The sequence below is a fragment of the Shewanella zhangzhouensis genome (assembly GCF_019457615.1).
Taxonomy (GTDB): Bacteria; Pseudomonadota; Gammaproteobacteria; order Enterobacterales; family Shewanellaceae; genus Shewanella; species Shewanella zhangzhouensis.
The window spans coordinates 1,808,824-1,824,470 of sequence record NZ_CP080414.1; the positions used below are offsets into that span (position 1 = coordinate 1,808,824).

Annotated in this window: 17 protein-coding genes; 11 read left to right on the plus strand and 6 right to left on the minus strand. The window is 55.8% G+C overall.

The features are described from left to right. The first annotated feature begins 78 nt into the window (after positions 1-78). Positions 79-627, plus strand: a complete 549-nt coding sequence (locus tag K0H63_RS07805; protein WP_220067448.1) for an NAD(P)H nitroreductase — start codon at positions 79-81, stop codon at positions 625-627. Between the two features lie 44 nt (positions 628-671). Here the strand turns inward: K0H63_RS07805 and K0H63_RS07810 are convergent, their stop codons facing one another. Both K0H63_RS07810 and K0H63_RS07815 read right to left on the minus strand, forming a co-directional pair. After that, complete coding sequence (locus K0H63_RS07810) at positions 672-1,406, minus strand: oxygen-binding di-iron domain-containing protein (RefSeq protein ID WP_220067449.1); 735 nt, start codon at positions 1,404-1,406, stop codon at positions 672-674. A 16-nt stretch (positions 1,407-1,422) separates the two neighbouring features. Continuing rightward, on the minus strand, positions 1,423-2,034 hold the full coding sequence (locus K0H63_RS07815; protein WP_220067450.1) for a chemotaxis protein: 612 nt from the start codon (positions 2,032-2,034) through the stop codon (positions 1,423-1,425). A 95-nt stretch (positions 2,035-2,129) separates the two neighbouring features. On the opposite strand from K0H63_RS07815, the gene K0H63_RS07820 reads away from it, so the two are divergent. Both K0H63_RS07820 and K0H63_RS07825 read left to right on the plus strand, forming a co-directional pair. Continuing rightward, the gene (locus K0H63_RS07820; RefSeq protein WP_220067451.1) at positions 2,130-2,639 is read left to right on the plus strand and encodes a GNAT family N-acetyltransferase; all 510 of its coding nucleotides are present in this window, start codon (positions 2,130-2,132) and stop codon (positions 2,637-2,639) included. 186 nt (positions 2,640-2,825) lie between these two features. Beyond that, positions 2,826-3,449, plus strand: coding sequence for a 2OG-Fe(II) oxygenase (locus K0H63_RS07825; RefSeq protein WP_220067848.1), 624 nt, complete (start codon positions 2,826-2,828; stop codon positions 3,447-3,449). A 77-nt stretch (positions 3,450-3,526) separates the two neighbouring features. On the opposite strand, the gene K0H63_RS07830 is transcribed toward K0H63_RS07825, so the two are convergent. The 3 genes from K0H63_RS07830 to K0H63_RS07840 are packed head-to-tail and all read right to left on the minus strand — an operon-like array spanning position 3,527 to position 7,541. Further along, positions 3,527-5,026 (minus strand): ATP synthase subunit B family protein, encoded by a 1,500-nt coding sequence (locus tag K0H63_RS07830; protein WP_220067452.1) that lies wholly within the window; start codon positions 5,024-5,026, stop codon positions 3,527-3,529. Between the two features lie 25 nt (positions 5,027-5,051). After that, positions 5,052-6,359: an OprD family outer membrane porin gene (locus K0H63_RS07835; RefSeq protein WP_220067453.1), complete on the minus strand. Its 1,308-nt coding sequence runs from the start codon at positions 6,357-6,359 to the stop codon at positions 5,052-5,054. Between the two features lie 9 nt (positions 6,360-6,368). Beyond that, positions 6,369-7,541, minus strand: a complete 1,173-nt coding sequence (locus tag K0H63_RS07840; RefSeq protein WP_220067454.1) for an amidohydrolase family protein — start codon at positions 7,539-7,541, stop codon at positions 6,369-6,371. 271 nt (positions 7,542-7,812) lie between these two features. Here K0H63_RS07840 and K0H63_RS07845 point away from each other — a divergent pair, with 271 nt between their 5' ends. From K0H63_RS07845 to K0H63_RS07880, 8 genes are all read left to right on the plus strand, one after another. Next, positions 7,813-8,412, plus strand: coding sequence for a GNAT family N-acetyltransferase (locus K0H63_RS07845; RefSeq protein WP_220067455.1), 600 nt, complete (start codon positions 7,813-7,815; stop codon positions 8,410-8,412). A 110-nt stretch (positions 8,413-8,522) separates the two neighbouring features. Beyond that, positions 8,523-8,939, plus strand: coding sequence for a hypothetical protein (locus K0H63_RS07850; RefSeq protein ID WP_258405675.1), 417 nt, complete (start codon positions 8,523-8,525; stop codon positions 8,937-8,939). Between the two features lie 127 nt (positions 8,940-9,066). Beyond that, positions 9,067-9,447: a hypothetical protein gene (locus K0H63_RS07855; RefSeq protein WP_220067456.1), complete on the plus strand. Its 381-nt coding sequence runs from the start codon at positions 9,067-9,069 to the stop codon at positions 9,445-9,447. A 108-nt stretch (positions 9,448-9,555) separates the two neighbouring features. After that, entirely contained in the window at positions 9,556-10,248 is a 693-nt protein-coding gene (locus K0H63_RS07860; RefSeq protein ID WP_220067457.1) for an ABC transporter ATP-binding protein, read from the plus strand. Continuing rightward, entirely contained in the window at positions 10,241-11,221 is a 981-nt protein-coding gene (locus tag K0H63_RS07865; RefSeq protein ID WP_220067458.1) for an HlyD family secretion protein, read from the plus strand. Before K0H63_RS07860 ends, K0H63_RS07865 begins: the two co-directional genes overlap by 8 nt. Further along, positions 11,218-12,402 carry an efflux RND transporter periplasmic adaptor subunit gene (locus K0H63_RS07870; protein WP_220067459.1) on the plus strand — a complete coding sequence of 395 codons (1,185 nt, stop codon included), beginning with the start codon at positions 11,218-11,220 and terminating at the stop codon, positions 12,400-12,402. The genes K0H63_RS07865 and K0H63_RS07870 overlap by 4 nt, the downstream gene beginning before the upstream one ends. Further along, positions 12,399-13,601 (plus strand): efflux RND transporter periplasmic adaptor subunit, encoded by a 1,203-nt coding sequence (locus K0H63_RS07875; RefSeq protein WP_220067460.1) that lies wholly within the window; start codon positions 12,399-12,401, stop codon positions 13,599-13,601. Before K0H63_RS07870 ends, K0H63_RS07875 begins: the two co-directional genes overlap by 4 nt. After that, positions 13,598-14,851, plus strand: coding sequence for an ABC transporter permease (locus tag K0H63_RS07880; protein WP_220067461.1), 1,254 nt, complete (start codon positions 13,598-13,600; stop codon positions 14,849-14,851). Before K0H63_RS07875 ends, K0H63_RS07880 begins: the two co-directional genes overlap by 4 nt. On the opposite strand, the gene K0H63_RS07885 is transcribed toward K0H63_RS07880, so the two are convergent. Further along, a complete protein-coding gene (locus tag K0H63_RS07885) occupies positions 14,826-15,632 on the minus strand; it encodes a substrate-binding periplasmic protein (RefSeq protein WP_220067462.1) in 807 nt (268 codons plus the stop codon). The genes K0H63_RS07880 and K0H63_RS07885 overlap by 26 nt on opposite strands. Between the last annotated feature and the right edge of the window lie 15 nt (positions 15,633-15,647).

The window sequence follows — 15,647 nt, forward strand, 5'->3', positions numbered from 1 at the left end:
GGCAGCGGGGTAAATCTGCTTTCATTGCCCCGACGATTTGCTATCCTGCACAGGATAAATGAATAAGAGGATAACTCATTGGATGCTTTAACCTTATTACTTACCCGTCAATCCTGTCCCCGTTTGGTCGACCCAGCGCCAAATGACGCCGAGCTGAAGACCATACTCGATGCCGCTCTGCGGGTGCCGGACCATGGCGCCCTGAGTCCCTTCGAATTCATTATCGCCACCGGCGACGGTCTGGACCGACTGGGTGGCATTTTTGAGTCCGCCGCCAGAAATCAGGGGGCGGACGAGGCCTTTATTGCCAAAGCCGCGTCTATGCCAAAACGTGCGCCCATGGTCATTACCATAGTGGCCAAGTGCCAGGCGCACCCCAAGGTACCAGTGCTGGAGCAGCAAATTGCGGCCGGCTGTGCGGCCATGGCCATGCAGCAGGCGGCGTTTGCCTTGGGCCTGGGGGGGATTTGGCGCACTGGCGATTTCGCCTTTGACCCGGCGGTGCATCAGGCGCTTGGCTTGACTGATATGGACCAGATAGTCGGATTTCTGTACCTGGGGACGCCCGCCGTTGATGCGCCGGCGAAGCCCGGCAGAGATGGTATGCAGTACGCTCGCTACCTCTGAACGAGTGCAGTAAATCAAAAAGGCCCCACTGGGGCCTTTTTGCGTTAATCCAGACCGATACCCACATCCAGGCTGTCGAACCAATCCAGAAAGGATTTGACCTGTGGTCCTTTAAAGATACGCCCGTGTTGGGGACACATATACTGAATATCCAAATCCCGCATCCGCGCCACCCAATTACTCTTGGCGCGATTGGAGGGCATCCAGCGGCGGTGGAAATATTCCATCTTGCCGATGTGGCTCGCAAAATCATCCACAAAGATGTCGGCCTCGGCGGGCTCAAGGGCCGCGCCCACATCCCCTGACATCAGTACTTTAGCTACCGGGTCGTAGACGTGAAAATTGCCGGACGCATGCAGGTAATGGGCAGGGATGAACTGCAGCTCAACGTCGCCCACCTGTAACTTGCCGCCCTTGTCCTTAATGGGTTCGTAGCTGATGTTATTCATACCGAAATGACGGATGAATCCCTCCCATAACCAGGGAGCATAAAGCTTGGCCTTGGGCAGAGTCTGATCCCACAGGCCAAGGGATGAGATGATATCCGGATCCTGGTGGGAGGCAAAAAGATAGGTCAGCTGTTCAAGGGGGATGTGGCGAACCAGACTGGCCAGCATGGGGGCAAAGAGTTCAATGCCGCCTGGGTCCATTAACAGCGACTGATTACCGCTTTGAACCAGATATTGGTTGGTGTCGATGATTTTGTCGTTCTTCTCGGGGTCCCTGCCGAAATACAGCCACTTGTGAGTCGGGGTCTCGACCAGTAATTGTGTCTTCATTGGTTAATCCTTAACGTCAATGGGAATCGAACAGGCGTATGGCGGTGTCAACCCGCTCGCGGATCTGAGCGGCAACCGTATCGACCTTGTTGGCCACGTCCACGAAGATGGTCTGAAATCGTCCATCGACCCGGCAAGCCTCTACCCGGCAGATGGAGGCGAGGGCGTTGGCGCTGCGCAGGTTTTGTTTTAAATCCAACAACTGTACCTGCATCTTGCTGAGCACCTGATTGAAATCACTCTCCAGTTTGGCGTAATGCTCTTCTGTGGTTTCGATGGCGCCAGCCATGCTGTAGGCGTAGATGGCTGTGCTGGCTTTATCGCGGGCGGCGTGAAAATAATGCAGGGCCGTGGCGGTGCGAGCGGTGCGGGTGGCCAGCTTGCTGGCTTCCTTTGCCAGCTGATTGATTTCGTTGGCCGCACGCTTGGTGTAACCGGCCAGCTCATCGATATAGTGAGTTAGCGCCTTGAATCCAAGGGCGGCACTGCCAATCCGGCTTGAGGCGGCCTGGGCATTGCTGGCGGTGAGATTAATTTCCTTGCAGCTGGCGAGTGTGTGGTTAAGCTCTGCGGCGACCATGGCCGCAGTCACATAATAGGGCCGTCGTCCCTGAGAAATATTCTGCATGATGAATTTCCTTCCCGATGACAGCTAAAGTATAGTCAGGGTTAATAAATTTGCGCCGCGAAGAAAAATCCTGCGGCCTTGCTGAAGGAGTTACCTTGGAGCCCATCTTCACTGAGCGCTTAATTTTGCGCGAATTCACTCTGGCAGATGCCGATGACATTCTTGCGCTGCTCACCACACCAGACTTTATTCGCAATATTGGCGACAGGGGAGTCAAGGACCTTGAAAGTGCCCACAGCTACCTCAAAGACGGCCCGCTGCAGAGTTATCGCGAGCATGGTTTTGGGCTTTGGCGCATTGGGCTTGCCGGGGACGACCGCTTTATCGGTACATGCGGCCTTATCCGGCGCGATACTCTGCCGGCAGTGGACATAGGTTATGCGCTGCTACCCGAGTTTTACGGACAGGGGTTTGCCATCGAAGCTGCCAGAGCCTGTATGGCAATGCGGCGGGATTTTGGTTTGGCGCAGGTGATCGCCATCGTGGCGAAAGATAACCTGCCGTCCCAACGGTTGTTGGAAAAATTGGGTCTGCAGTTCTCGGGTCACATCCCTTTTGGCGAACCTGCTGTGGACGTACGACTTTACAAGCTTCTATCTGACTGATTTATAACAATCTATTTTGATTGTCACTGAGTCGTTTCTCCACTAAAATTTGCGCGTTTTCCGGGGCCTTTGCAGCGACTGATTTGCGAAGGCCGTATTGACGCCCTACCTCGAAATAATGGTCCATTTTCCCGCCCGGACCCTTGAGTACAGCGAAAGCGTGGCTTTTGTTTGAGTCTTGCAATCATGGTTTGTGAGTTCAGTGAGTCTGTGCTCGATGGCATCGCAGATGCGCTTGTCGATCGCGGTTATATTTGTATCGATGATTTGTTCGAACCCGGGGTAGTTGCCAGATTAAGAGATAAGGTCTTTGCCGAGGCTGACGAAACCTTTAAACCCGCCAGTATTGGCAGGGGCCATGAACAGCACCGCAATACCGACATTCGCCGCGACAGCATTCGTTGGCTCGAGCCCCATTGCGCGGTGGACAATAGCTATTTGTCGCTGATGGAGTCGCTTAAAAATGGCCTTAACCGCCGCCTGTTTATGGGGCTGTTCGACTACGAAAGCCACTATGCGCTCTACCGTCCCGGTGCTTTCTATAAAAAACACGTTGATGCCTTAAAAGGCAGCCAGAATCGTATTTTAACGACGGTCTTTTTTATGAATCCGGATTGGCAGCCAGAGCACGGCGGCGTGCTCAAGCTCTACGAAGAAGACGACAGTCTGATTGAAGAGCTGGCGCCCTTGATGGGGCGCTTGGTCATTTTCCTGTCGGAGCGCTTTCCCCACGAAGTGATGCCCACAAAAGTCGACAGAGCCAGTATCGCGGGTTGGTTCAGGGTCGCGGGCAGCCAGCACGGCTTTTAAGTGCTGACTGACACGAGGCTGAGTTTGCCCCAATAAAAAAGGATGCCAACGGCATCCTTTTTTTGCATGGCAGTGCATTAGAACGCCAATATCAGGTCGCTCGAGAACACCCAGCCATTGGCGCCCACCTGGAATGGCACGCTGGAGTAACCCACGGGTGAGTCGTTCAGGTACAGACCCTGGAAGTTTAACCTCAGCTCACGCCTTCCCAGCGGGAAATAATTCACCCCTACGGTGATATCGTACGGATCGCCATAATCACCAAATATTTGCGAATAGCCTGCATAGGCTTGCAGCTTATTGGGGATCACCATGGCACTGCCCTGGATTTGGAAGCCCGAATCGTCCACCGAGTCCACCGGAATGGGACCCGTGGTCACAAAGTCGTCCAGCCAGCGCTGGTACACCTCGGCTTCCAGCGACCATCCCTTGTACTTGAAGCCCCCGTTCACCGCCGCCATCTGATAGGTCGCTTTACGGATGTCGCCACCCGTCATAAAGGGATCGGTTCTGAAAATAAGCGTCCCATCTGATAATCTCAACTGGCTGTTTTCAAAGCCTTCGGTACCGGGCTGGCCCTGGGCATCTTCGCGGCTGTGGGTGAAGTGAACCCCAAAGAGGGTGGCAAATTCGTCATGGTATTCATAATCACCGAGGCCCTGTCCCGGGCCATATTCACCCGTGGTGGGCATCCACCAGAGCGCGCCGGACATCGTATTGAACTCGCCGTCGAGCTGGGCAGCATTCACCCCGAGCTGGCTTAAGTTGTTCCCTATCATGGCGCGGTATTCAAGCCCTTCGGCCAGTTTACCGTTGGCCCAGAGCCCCGTGGTGTAAGAGCCGCGGAAAAACTCATCGGCTATGGTGCGATGGTCATTCTTGAGCCAATTGGGGAAGGTGTAGTTGGTGGAGCGGGTGGATGGCAAGGCACCGATGCCGGCGTAAAGATTAAAGGCTTCATCAAATTGGAAACCCATATTGCCGCCGAGTACCACCTGCGCCGGATCGCCCTGACTGGTGTTCGAGGTCCAGGCATACAGCAGGTAGCGGAATCTGGGGTCAAACAACCAGCCTTTAAAGTTCAGGGTGATTTTCTGAAACTGCAGATCGTTGCGGATATCCAGATTGCTGGTACGGCCAAAGCTGTCTGTGTAGCTATCATCGAGCCCCTTTTGATTGAGATAGCGGGCATAGGTAAAGGCGCTGATATCCAATTCGCCCCACTCATCACGGGCGAGAACAAAGCCCTTGCCGGGCTCAAAAATACCACTTTCCCGTTTGGGTTCTACCCGGGGTTTTGGCGGCGGGCGTTTTTCCGGAGTCTGACTGTCAACACCCTTGGCCTCGGCACTCAGGATGGCCGCCGACTCCGGCGAGGCTTCAGTCACTTCAGACTCAAGTGATGCGATACGGCGTTCAAACTCGCGGCTTTGGGCATCGAGTTCAGCTTTCATGGCCTTGAGGGCTGCCAGCTCTTTAGCTATCTCCTCGGCGCGCTTGTCGCTGATTTCTGCCAATGACATCCCGGGGGCCAGCAGCGCTGCGGTCACCAGGATGCCTGTTAAGGATGGTTTCATGTGGCTTTCCTTGTCGTTCGTTGGATCACAATAGGTTGAAGTCGTAATTGACGATGATTCTGAAGTCGAGGAAATCGTCAGCGCCGGCAAAGTCGTCGTCCTGATCCACATAGGCTGCACGCATCCTCAGCCAAATGCGGTCACTCCAACTCTCTTTGAGCCGCCAATCCAGAGTCAGGTCGTATTCGGTTTCATCGGCGCTGGCGGCCGGGCCCGTCTCAGGGGTATCGCCATGAACGATATTGGTGAAAAGGCTCATGTCCCCCGGGCCCACCCGGCCCAAATCCAGCGAAAAGCCCAACATATAGGCATCTTCGCCGGCCCGGTCAAAGTCATCCACAATCACTGACAGGTAGTTGGCCGGGTTGCCAAAGGGCTTGATGATGCCGTGGTCTTCATCCGTGGTGCTGGCGCCAAAGCGCCAGCTGAATGGCCCATGTTTCAGCTCGACCTTGGCGGCCAACATCTGGGTGTCAAAGTCGCCAATGAGTTCATCACCGCTGCTCTGTTGGGCTGTGTACTGCAGGTTGGCACTGATGGTACTGCCCTTGACGATTTCGAAGGGGTGTTCGACCTTGGCAAAGAAGGTGTCGAAGGTGTCGAAGGTGCGCTGATATATGGCGCCCACAGTCGTGCCACCCGCTGCTATGTATCTGGCACCGGCGAAACCTGTGCCCTCATCGCTGTCTTCAGCGCCCGCGGCCTCCGACATGGAGATAAAATCATCGTCGCTTTTGCCCTTTATCTTGTCCACATAGCCTGCCATGTAGCCAAAGCCACTTTTGGAGGTGTTGCCGATGGCAATGCCCTCAAAGGTGTTGGGCACCATACGGATATCGTGGCTGCCAAGATAGGGCAGCTCGAAGCGCTGACGGCCTATGCGCATACCGTGGTTTTCGGCAAAGCGCACCGTCAGGTTGGCTTCGCCGAGCACGGTAAAACTCTCCTGCCCCGGCTTGAAAAGACCCGTGCCGTCCTTGTCGTCCGGCCCATAGAGCTTTTGTGAGGTGTACAGGGTGGCATTGACTCTGAGCCAGTCTCCCAGCCAGCCCGATTTGTACTCCAGAGCCCCCCCCAATGCCCAGCCAACGCTGTCAGCCTTGGTATCCCTGTCTCTGTCGAGATAATAGGTTCGGGGTTTGAGAATAAGGCTGGTGTCCTCCCAAAAGGCGGCCTTATCCGTGTCCGGGGTTTCTATGGGGTTTACATCGCTTTGCTGGTTCGGTTCATGGTCGCGCTCGTCTGATACCTGCTGCTGAGCCAGGGCAGTGACAGGCATAGTCACCGCCGGGGTCAGCACACAGGCCACGAGCCATAATGATTTCGTGGCCATAGTCCGTCCTTAGTTGCCGGTCTTCTTGCAGACTTGAGGGGCGTGGTAATCGAGGTTCATGAGGCGGAAGTAGTTTTCCCCCAGGGCAATATGACGAAACGCGTTGTCATCCATGAACTTATGGGCTCTGCCGGTGACATCAAGCTCCTTGGCGTATTGGTCTCTGGCCTTGGTATTGGCGGCCACAAAGTCAGAGCCCGGCAAGATGCGGGTGGGGTAGGCGTTGAAGAAGTCGATAAATATCGGCCCCCACTGGTGGTAGGCGTTGTAGAGCACGTCCCAGGAGATATCCAGCATCAGGTTGGGATACTTATCCAGCAAGTCCTTCATGATGGACACGTGCAGGTTGGGCGGAATGGTGGTGAGTTCTTTCGACAGTCCCATGTGGGCCCAGACAATTTTATTGTCGGGATACTTATCCAGCAGGTATTCCATCAACGGCAGATACTTGGTGGGGTCTTCATCCTTTCCGAGATCCGAGTGCAGGGTCACCGGAATATTGCGCTCACGCAGTACCGCCATAAAAGGTGCCCAGCCATCGATGCTCTCGAAGGTGGCAGGTTCATGCAGGTTGCCGACCAGAGCCTGTTTCATCACGTTAAGCTCACCGCTCCAGCTGAACATGCCGGGGTATTCTTTGTCATACAACTCGATGATTTGGACAATATTCTCCGGATGGGCAAGATCCATAAAGGTCATCGACAGCGTGATATGCAGATTGTCGTGGGGATACGCCACCACTTCCATACCGTTGACAAAGTCATTCTTGATACTGGGCGAGGCGGGTACGCCCTGACAGTCGAGGTAGTAGGTACAGCCTGACTTGAGGTCAAGCACCTGGCCAATACCGAAATAGTTCACAAAACGCACGCTGGTTTTATCAAAGAGACCGAACAGCTCCTCGGGTGGGATGGCCGCGCCGCCAAAGGGCCTTGGGTGAAAGTGGGCATCCACCACCGAGGTATAGGGCTCTTTCTCGCGATCGTAACAAGCCTGCTCCTCGGGGGGGAGCTTGAAAGACGCCAGGGTGCGCGTGCTGGCGACCATGGCCTTTTCTGCAGGCGCGGCACTTTCTGCCTCGGGCGCCGACGCGGCGCAGGCCGATAAGAGTGCCAGGGTGGGCAAGGCGACAAAAAGTGGACTAAGTGCGTGGGCTACACGGGTGATGCGAGGTGCGTTCATGGCGGATCCTTGTCGTTACATTCCGGTCAATGGAATAAAACCGCGTGGCTGAACGAGTGCTGATGGAAATTTGCCTCGATTCAGTCGCTTGGCTGGTTTGAGGTACTCAAAAAAGAGTAGGCGGCTTTTTGCTGCTTTGGACTCGTGCGAAAGGATGATTTACAAGGGTATAAAGTATGATAGGTAAGGGGTATTTCTTTCGCTGTCGCTATGGTTTTATCGATTTTTTCTGATAAAACAGGGGAAGCCATTCACACTCCCGGGAAGTCTGATGTTTAACCTCACTGCGCCACAATTGTCTGGAGAACTCGTTGTTCTCGAACCCCTCAGTCTGAATCATGTTCCGGCGCTGCAACTGGCCGTGACTGACGGCAAACTGTGGGAGCTGTGGTATACCAGTGTGCCTGAGCCCGATGGCGTAAAGGCCTATGTCGAAAAAGCGTTGGCACAGCAAGCGCAGGGCAGTGCCATTCCCTTTGCCGTCAGGGCGCGTCACAGCGGTGAAGTGGTGGGCTGTACCCGCATTTGCAATCGGGTGCTTGAGCACAGACGGGCAGAGATTGGCTACACCTGGTATGGCAAGAGTACGCAGCGCAGTGGCATCAACACAGAGACCAAGTTGCTGCTGCTCGACTACTGCTTTAATGAACTCGATTGCATTGCCGTAGAGTTTCGAACCCACTGGCACAATCAGGCGTCCCGCGAGGCCATTGCCCGTTTGGGGGCAAGACAGGATGGTGTGCTGAGAAATCACCAAATTATGAAAGACGGCACTTTGAGAGACACAGTGGTGTTTTCGCTGTTGAACACTGAGTGGCCAGCGGCCCGCACGCACTTGCGCTTCCGTCTGGCGCGTCATGCCAGTGCGTGATAAAGCGCTGGCAAAAGGCGGTCTCAGGCAAAGGCTTAGGGCAATCAATACTTGATTGTCGTCCACCGCTTCGTGTAGTTTTGCCAAAAACCTTGAAGGAAATCACAGTTATGGCTTCAATGCGCGTTACATTCTCCCATCTTTTAGTCTCCCTGGGCCTGACTGCGGCCATCAGTTTGCCAGCGCTGGCAGGCGAAGCCGAAAAAGCCCTGGCAGGTGAACTGCTGGAATGTGCGGCCTATTATCAAATCAGCTCAGAGGCCATTGCCGCCATGAATGCGCCGCAAATGCAGGCAGTGGGTGAGCGTCTTAAGGCCTCTGCCGATGAAAGTCTGGCTCTGGCAGGCAAATACTATGGTGAAGGCGACCTGGATGCGGCGCTCAAAGATACCCGCGACCGGCAGATAGCCTCCATGGCCGGTTCATCCAGTCTTGGTAACCTGATGGCCAAGTACAAGGAAAGTTGCAAGACCTTGCTGGCAAACCCCAACGCCAGGCTTGAATACTGGCAAATGGCGACCATGTAAGGCCATCATCCATTTTCCAAAACGCCCGTAAGGGCGTTTTTTTATGGCTAAGCGAAAGCCTTAATGCGCCGGGACTGTCTATATCTTTAAGACCGGAAAATACCCTTGGTGTTAATGGAGGTTAGGGATGAACATGGGATTACTTGGGGTGGTAGTGCTTGCCATGGGCTATGTTACCTGGCTGTGGCGCTGTGTCAGGCGGGAGTCTCACGCCTTGCCTCAGGGCTCGTTACACTCGGGGCTCGCCAGTGCCCTTGTCCTGCTGCTGACCTGCGTGAATCTCATGCTGTTTGGCGCCTCGCTGAATCTTTTTTCACCAACTCAGGCGATGGTGCTCTGCTGCGTGTTTGCCCTCTTTTACGGTGTGCAAGCGGTGTGGCTGGCCGGACTCGCTTGGCTGGAGGAGTTACCCCAATCCATGGGGAGTCGTTGGCTGTGGCTGGGTAGCGCTGGGCTTTGCCTTGCCAGTTTGCTCGCCTGCGGCTTCTTCGATTCAATCTCTTTGTAATGAAACGTAAATCTCTATTGCAAAGCAGGGGAATTTATTAGAAAACAGGGGCACTAAATCGAATACCATCACTTAAACGTCCAGGATAGGACGTAAGAGCAAACCGTCATGATATCGCTACAGGCATTGACCAAGTCCTTCAGGATGGGGGACGCCGAAGTTCAGGCTCTCCGGGGCGTCGACATTCATATCCGCCAAAACGAATTTGTTGCCATCATGGGCCCCTCAGGCTCTGGCAAATCCACACTCATGAACATCATCGGCTGTCTCGACAGACCCACGTCAGGCAATTATCTGCTTAATGGCAGTGCCGTGGGCGGCTTGTCGGACGATGCGCTTTCGGCGGTGCGAAATCGTGAAATTGGCTTTGTTTTTCAAAGTTTTCATCTGCTTCCCCGCCTATCTGCCCTGGACAATGTGCTCTTGCCGCTGCGGTTTTCCGAAACGCCCCGGGGCGACAGGCAACACGCCATCGAACTCCTGGAGCGGGTGGGTTTGGGGCAGCGGCTAGACCATCGCCCCAATCAGCTCTCCGGCGGTCAACGTCAACGGGTGGCCATTGCAAGGGCGCTGGTCAATCGCCCCACCTTGCTGCTTGCCGATGAACCTACGGGGGCGCTGGACTCCAAAACCTCGGTGGAAATCATGGCGCTGTTCGATGAGCTGCATCAAAGCGGCCAAACCATAGTACTGGTGACCCACGAAGAAGAAGTGGCCGAGTGCGCCGGGCGGATCATCCGCATGCGCGATGGTGTGGTGCAACAGGACAAGCAAAAAAACCGGGAGGTGAGCAATGGTTAATCCCAAGCCATTCGTTTTTGCCCTGGCCTTGTTACCCTTTTTCAGCCCTGTCGCCGGGGCACAGGCCCAGTGCGGCGGCGGTGATCAAAGCCTGCTGCTCACCGGCAGTATCAGTTCAGCCAAGTCACAGCCCTTTGCCGTGCCCAAAGCCGGCGACTCCTGGCGCCATCAAATTCAGTGGCTGTTTCCCGAAGGCAAACTTGCCAGCGTGGGGGACACCATAGTGATTTTCGACAAGAGCCAGATTGCCAATCAGATAGAGCAGCTCGAAGCCAGTCTGCTTCGGGTAAAAGCCCAGGAACAAAGCCAGGGCATAGATCTTGAATCGGCCTTGCTCTCTGCCCAGTTTGAGGTGCGCCGTGCCACCCTGGCGGTGGAAAAGGCCCGTCTCGATGCCTCTATTCCCGCCGAATATATTGCTGCCAAGGAATATGCCGATAACCAGTTCAAACTGATGCAGGCCAATACCGAGCTTGAAAAGGCCAATCAGGCGCTGAAAGAAGCCGTTGAAAAGCGCAAGTCCAGCCTTGAACAATTGGCGATAGAAAAGCGCAAGGCCGAAGTCGAGCTCGGCGCCGCACTCTCGGCGCTGGATGCGCTTGAGCTTAAGGCCGACATCGCGGGGCCTGTGATCATTGGCCGCGACTGGAACGAAAAGAAATACCAGGCCGGTGACACGGTGCAGTTTGGTCGCCAGATTGCCAGCATTCCCGCGCTGGATGGTCTTGAGGCCTCGGCATGGGCCAACGAAGTTGATGTGGATAAAATTCGCCTGGGTCAGCCGGTATGCCTGTCGCTGGATGCCAAGCCCGGCCTGCAGGTGCAGGGCAAGGTGGCCAGTATTGGACGTCAGGCGGTGACCAAGAGCGCCTGGGGGCAAAGCAAATGGTTCCGAGTCGAAGTGGCCTTGAGTGATGCCGCAGGGCTTGAGCTGTCGCCTGGAATGAGCGTGATGGTGGAGGTGCAGCCATGAGCAAGCGGATGCAAACCGGATTGAAGGCGGTGTCACTGTGCATTGGTGCTGCGCTTCTGGGGGGCTGCGGCGACAGTGCGACTGTCGCCGTCGCCGAAGGGCAACTGGTGCAGCAGGTTGAGGTGACAGGGGTATTAACCTCTGCCGACACCCTGTCGATGATGCCGCCGGCCATGCGCCGGGTGTGGCAGTATCAGGTCAAGAGCCTCGCCCCCGAGGGCAAGGAAGTGAAACAGGGCTCTGTGGTGGCAAGGCTTGATACCTCGGAGCTGAATCAACGGCTGCAGGTAAAAAGTGCCGAGCTTGAGGCGACTGTGCAGGACATAGAAACCTCGCGCCTGAGAAACGCCAAAAAGCTTGAGGAGCTTAAACTCGAGCTTGCCGAAGCCAGGATGGAAGAAGAAAAGGCGCTGCGCAAGTTTGAACTGTCAGACGAAACAGTGGCGGCCATCGACAAAGAAAAGTACCAGCGCGATGCCATTATCGCCACCGAGAAAGTGGCCCTTATCGAGCGTAAATTCACTCTGGAGCAGGAGAGCATCAAGGGCCGCATGGCCATGCTCGATGGCGACAGGCAAAAGTTTGCGGCCGAAGTGGAGGCCCTCAAGCAGGGCATCGCCGCCATGAGCCTCAAAGCGCCCCGCGATGGCATGGTGGTGTATGGCACTGACCCCCAGGGCAACAAAATCAAGGAAGGCCAATCGGTGTTTGCCGGGGACGCGGTGTTTTCCATGCCGGATCTGGACCGGATGCAGGTAGCCATGGCCATACCCGAAGTAGAGGCCAACCGGGTCCGCGCAGGCCTCAGGGTCAAGATTCGATTGGATGCCAACCCGGAGCGGGTGTTTCACGGCACCTTGTCGGAAACCGGCGCCGTGTTTCGCAGTAAAAATGACGATATCCCGCTGGTGGTGTTTGACGCCGTGGCCCGCTTTGATGAGGTGGACAAGGAGCTGATGCGCCCGGGGATGACCGCCAAAATCAATATCGATGTGGTACAGGAAAAGCCTGCACTGCTGTTGCCTCTGGAGGCGGTGCATTACGAAGAAGGACGTCCCTTTGTGTGGCAATCGGGACTCTTTGGTGACAGTCGCCAATATGTGGCCCTGGGCGACTCAGGGCGCGACCGGGTGGTAGTGCTTTCCGGCTTGGCTGCGGGGGATGAGGTGATACTGAAATGAAACGGCTACTGTTATTACCACTGCTGCCAATGGCGCTGCTGCTGGGCTGTCAGGAATCCACGGAAACAGCGGTTCTCACCATGAAAGTAAGCCGCAGCGATTTCAAGGTAGAAATACCTGCCCGTGGCGAGCTTGAGGCCAAAAGCGCCACGCCAGTGTCTGTGCCGGGTGGGCTTAGAGGTCCCCAGTCACTTGCCTGGATCCTGGACAATTTTTCTGAGGTGAAGGCCGGGGATGTGGTGGCCAGGCTCGATGGCCGCCGCGAGACGCTGGAGCTTGAGCTTGAAAAATACGATTTCAACAAGCTGGCACTGGATGGTGACATTCAGGCCGAAAAAAATCTCACCACGGCCCAGGAACTGGTGATAGGCAGGGATGTAACCGAAGAAGAGCTCAGCCTGTCGGAGCGCTTTTTCACCGACGATGAGCGGGTTTACACCAAAATCGACATCATAGATCAGATGCGCAACAAGGATTATCTGCAGGCGCGTTTGGGCTATTTCGATTGGGGTAAGGGTAGTCATGATGCCCAGGCAACCGCCGAGCTCGACCTTATCCGATTGAAGCAAAAAGGAATTCAGGCAAAAATCGCCACCTACCAAAACAACCTGTCCCAGATGGAAATTACGGCGCCCCACGACGGCCTGTTTGTCATGCAGCCCGGCTGGAGCGGCGCCTTGCCCATGGCCGGTGACATGGTGTGGTCGGGGATCCCGCTGGGCACCTTGCCGGACACCTCTGTGATGCAGGCAAAGCTCTGGGTGCTCGAGTCCGAGGCGGTGGGACTTGCCGTAGACAAGCCCGTGGTGCTGACACTGGATGCGTACCCCGATAAGCCCTTTACCGGCAAGGTGACCCAGGTGGATGCCCTCGCCAAGCCCAAAGACAGGGACAGCCCGGTTAATTACTTTGAGTTTACGGTCACCCTGGATAACACCGACACCCAAATCATGTTGCCCGGCCGTCAGGTGCAGGCAAGGGTGTCGGCGCTGAGTGAAGACCAGGTGCTGGCCGTACCCAATCAGGCCATTTTTCAGCGTGAAGGCCGCTACTGGGTGTATGTCAAATCAGCGGACGGATTTATCGAACAAACGGTTACGCCCGGCAGTCGCAGCCTGAACCGAACTGTGATCCTTGAAGGCCTGAAAGAAGGGGATGTGGTCGCCCTGACAGTACCGCGCAGGAGAACACAGGCATGATGCAGGATACTTTTCGTCAATATCGGGCGGGCGTGGTGCAAGCCCTGGGTGAGATGCTGCACCACAAATTACGCACGGCACTGACGCTGCTGGGGATGATTTTTGGGGTAGGGGCGGTGATTGCCATGCTCAGCGTGGGCGAAGGCGCCGAGCGCGAAGCCCTGAAAATGATTGAGTCCATGGGGATTAAAAACCTGGTGGTCAATGCACGCCAATCGGAAGGGGAAGCCCTGAAAACTGTCCGCGAACACAGCATCGGCCTGAGTGTGCGTGACATCGAGAGTGCCATGGAAACCCTGCCTTTTATCGAGGCATACAGCGCCGGTAAGCAGGTCAAGGTGTTTGGGCTTTTCAGTGTGCAGGGCCGCAGTGACGCGCTGGTGCAGGGCGTCACCCCCAGCTATTTTGATTTGAGCGCCCTGAAGCTTGCCGAGGGCCGACTCCTCAGCGCAGAAGATGAACAGCACTTCAGGCAGTTGGCGGTACTGGGGCCTGAAGCGGCACGCAGCCTGTTCCCCCGGGGGGACGCCGTTGGTCAGCGCATCAAAATCAACCATCAATGGTTTACCGTGGTTGGGGTGCTCGATGAAGGTGAAAAGGGCAAGTCGGCCATCGAAGGTGTCAAGGTAGGCGGCGAGCGTAATCAGGTGTTCATTCCGCTGGCGACTGCGCTGAAAAAAATGCAGTTCAAGCCCCTTGAAGACGAGCTGGATACCATCAAATTTGCCCTGAAAGAGGGAATAGACCCCTCACTTGCTGCGCAAAGCGTGGATCATCTGTTATCCCGTCGTCATGGCAATGAGCAGGACTACGACATAGTGGTGCCCGCCGATCTGCTCGCTCAGCATCAGCGGACCCAGCAAATTTTCAATATTGTAATGGCCTGTGTGGCGGGAATTTCGCTGCTGGTGGGCGGTATAGGGATCATGAATATCATGCTGGCCACCATACTGGAGCGCACCTCCGAAATCGGTTTGCTGCGGGCGCTTGGCGCCACTCAAAAGGACATCGCCAGACAGTTTTTGATAGAGAGCATGGTGATTTCGGCCACCGGAGGCCTGATTGGTATTGGCGTGGGATTATTGCTGGCGCTGGTGATTTCGGCGGCGGCCGGTTGGCCTGTGGCCTGGTCGGTGTTCGCCATCCTCCTGTCACTCTTGGTGTGTATGGCTGTGGGGATAGGCTTTGGCCTGTATCCGGCCAAAAAGGCCGCCAGGCTCGACCCTATTGTGGCACTCCAGCGTGACTGACGAGGGCCTCGCGGGACAGGTGATACTCGCTCAATAGCCGGGCGAGTTCACCGGAACTCTCCAGCAGCCCAAACAAGGCCTGCAGATTGTTTAAATCCAGCGGGCTCTGTGGGTGTATCAGGGCGGTATGTTTGTACTGCTGGTCCACTATGGTCGACACCACCAGTTTTTGCGCCTTGTCCGGGAAGCTGCGCTGAAAGTAGCTGATATAGGCCTGGCTGATGGGAGCTACATCGGCCCGCCCCAGCAGCAAACCCTCGACGGCAGCGCGCGTGTCGGGCACCAGCTCTGCCAGAAATTGAGTCCTTAAAAAGTGTTCGTCGGAGTTGAATCCGGCAAAGCGGTAATGATACCCGCGCACCAGAAGCAGCCGCCGCTGGGCTAAATCGGTAAAGAAGCCCTCGCTGTTGGCCTCGGGGCTTCGGCCCACAAACACCTCACTGTCCAGGATCCCCAGAGGCAGTACCGCCTTTGGGATCTGTTGCCAGCCCCATTCAGGGCTTTCAAACAGAATGACGTCGAAGCGGCGGCGCTCAAACGCTTCATATCGCCGCTCAATGCTGGTGGGGACAAAAACGAATTCATAGTCCCCCTGAAGTCTGTTCAGGGTGTCGATAAGCTCTGGCACCAATCCAGAGTAGTCGCCATGGTTTTCAACCACATAGGGTGGAAACGAGTAGCCGCCAACGGTGACGGTTTTAGGCGTGGCCCAGGCACTGACGGTGATGGCACAGCTGAGTGTCAGCAGCAATAGGGTCACGCAGCGGCGAAAGAGAGTCATGAATTCACAGGCCCT

Bases quoted from the DNA above. Each gene is read 5' to 3' on its own strand.
- K0H63_RS07810 (WP_220067449.1), bottom strand. From the start codon at position 1,406: ATGAAGACACAATTACTGGTCGAGACCCCGACTCACAAGTGGCTGTAT.
- K0H63_RS07815 (WP_220067450.1), bottom strand. From the start codon at position 2,034: ATGCAGAATATTTCTCAGGGACGACGGCCCTATTATGTGACTGCGGCC.
- K0H63_RS07825 (WP_220067848.1), top strand. From the start codon at position 2,826: ATGGTTTGTGAGTTCAGTGAGTCTGTGCTCGATGGCATCGCAGATGCG.
- K0H63_RS07830 (WP_220067452.1), bottom strand. From the start codon at position 5,026: ATGAAACCATCCTTAACAGGCATCCTGGTGACCGCAGCGCTGCTGGCC.
- K0H63_RS07835 (WP_220067453.1), bottom strand. From the start codon at position 6,359: ATGGCCACGAAATCATTATGGCTCGTGGCCTGTGTGCTGACCCCGGCG.
- K0H63_RS07840 (WP_220067454.1), bottom strand. From the start codon at position 7,541: ATGAACGCACCTCGCATCACCCGTGTAGCCCACGCACTTAGTCCACTT.
- K0H63_RS07845 (WP_220067455.1), top strand. From the start codon at position 7,813: ATGTTTAACCTCACTGCGCCACAATTGTCTGGAGAACTCGTTGTTCTC.
- K0H63_RS07850 (WP_258405675.1), top strand. From the start codon at position 8,523: ATGGCTTCAATGCGCGTTACATTCTCCCATCTTTTAGTCTCCCTGGGC.
- K0H63_RS07855 (WP_220067456.1), top strand. From the start codon at position 9,067: ATGAACATGGGATTACTTGGGGTGGTAGTGCTTGCCATGGGCTATGTT.
- K0H63_RS07860 (WP_220067457.1), top strand. From the start codon at position 9,556: ATGATATCGCTACAGGCATTGACCAAGTCCTTCAGGATGGGGGACGCC.
- K0H63_RS07865 (WP_220067458.1), top strand. From the start codon at position 10,241: ATGGTTAATCCCAAGCCATTCGTTTTTGCCCTGGCCTTGTTACCCTTT.
- K0H63_RS07870 (WP_220067459.1), top strand. From the start codon at position 11,218: ATGAGCAAGCGGATGCAAACCGGATTGAAGGCGGTGTCACTGTGCATT.
- K0H63_RS07875 (WP_220067460.1), top strand. From the start codon at position 12,399: ATGAAACGGCTACTGTTATTACCACTGCTGCCAATGGCGCTGCTGCTG.
- K0H63_RS07880 (WP_220067461.1), top strand. From the start codon at position 13,598: ATGATGCAGGATACTTTTCGTCAATATCGGGCGGGCGTGGTGCAAGCC.
- K0H63_RS07885 (WP_220067462.1), bottom strand. From the start codon at position 15,632: ATGACTCTCTTTCGCCGCTGCGTGACCCTATTGCTGCTGACACTCAGC.